Annotated in this window: 1 protein-coding gene; it reads left to right on the forward strand. The window is 55.0% G+C overall.

Features of this window, described 5'->3' with window-relative positions:
* The first annotated feature begins 44 nt into the window (after positions 1-44).
* Entirely contained in the window at positions 45-1,481 is a 1,437-nt protein-coding gene (locus HN413_16800) for an NAD(P)/FAD-dependent oxidoreductase (protein ID MBT3392060.1), read from the forward strand.
* Positions 1,482-1,510: the final 29 nt, after the last annotated feature.

Below are 1,510 nucleotides of genomic sequence, written 5' to 3' on the forward strand. Positions count from 1 at the left end.
AATAATTCTATTAATCGTTGTATCAAGCCAAAGGAGAAGCAGTTATGGCGAAAGTAGCAATTATTGGTGCAGGCTTTGCAGGCCACACCGCCGCAATGTATCTGGGTGATGCGCTGGGGAAAAATCACGAAATCACCATGATCAACAAGTTCGAACACTTCTACTACATTCCTTCCTGGGTATGGGTGGGTGTCGGACGCATGGAGCTGGATCAAACCCGCTTCCCCCTGAAAAAAGTCTACGACAAAATGAACGTCAATTTTGTTTTGGGCAAAGCCACAGAAGTACACCCCGACGAACAATACGTCATCGTAGAAAATCGTGACGGCGGCAATGGAACCACGCGCGTCGATTACGACTATCTGCTCATTGCCACTGGCCCGCGGCTGGTCTTCGAGAATACCAAAGGCCTCGGCCCCGACGATGGCTTCACGAACTCTATTTGCACCGGCCCCCATGCCGAAACCTCGCGCGACAACTACCTCGCCGAAGTCGAGCGCATGAAAAAAGGCGAGACACGCAAATTCGTTATCGGCACCGGTCACCCCGGCGCAACCTGCCAGGGGGCAGCCTTTGAATATATCACCAACATTCACAAAGACTTGCTCCGGCGCGGCGTGCGCGACAAAGCCCAATTGCAGTGGCTCTCGAACGAACAAGCCGCTGGCGACTTTGGCGTGCGCGGCATCCACGTCAAACAGGGTGGCAAGGTCGTCACCAGCGAAGACTTCATCAAGGCCGTCTTCAAGGAATATGACATCAACTGGCAAGTTCAAACTGGCGTGCTGGAAGTCAATGAAAAGCAGATTCACTGGGAAAATTTCGCCGGAGAATACGGCGATACCGACTACGACTACTCGATGCTCATCCCGCAATTCCTGGGGCAACCCCTCAACTTCCTCGACAAAGATGGCAACGACGTTTCTTCCAAAGTGGTCGCCCCCAACGGCCTCGTCAAAGTAGATGCCAAATATGGGCGACCTCACGCCGAAATGGCCCAAGACCCCGACTCCTGGCCTGCTGTCTACCAGAACCCCAACTACGCCAACATCTTCGCCGCGGGCATCGCCTTTGCCCCACCAGGGACAATTTCAGTACCCCACACCACCCCCAATGGCACCAGCATCTCGGCCGCGCCGCCCCGCACGGGCATGGTTTCCGGCATCATTGGACGCATCGTCGCTCTTAATATTGTCGATTTGATCAAAAAAGGCCGCATGACCCACAGCGAGCGCATGACCGAAATGTACGCCGCCTGCATCGCCTCGATGGGCGATTCGCTCTGGGATGGTTCAGCCGCAGCCATCATCGTTTACCCCGTTGTGCCTGACTTCCGGCGCTACCCCAACGAGCAGGGCCGCGATATGTTCGTCACCCACATGGAAATGGGCCTCGCTGGAGCCTGGATGAAGCGCATGGTGCACACCACCTTCATGCACAAACTACAAGGCCGCATCGGCTGGAAGATGATTCCTGAATAGGATTTTTTAAAGGCGAATCAGCCCCGAGG

The organism is Chloroflexota bacterium (assembly GCA_018648225.1).
Taxonomy (GTDB): Bacteria; Chloroflexota; Anaerolineae; order Anaerolineales; family UBA11858; genus NIOZ-UU35.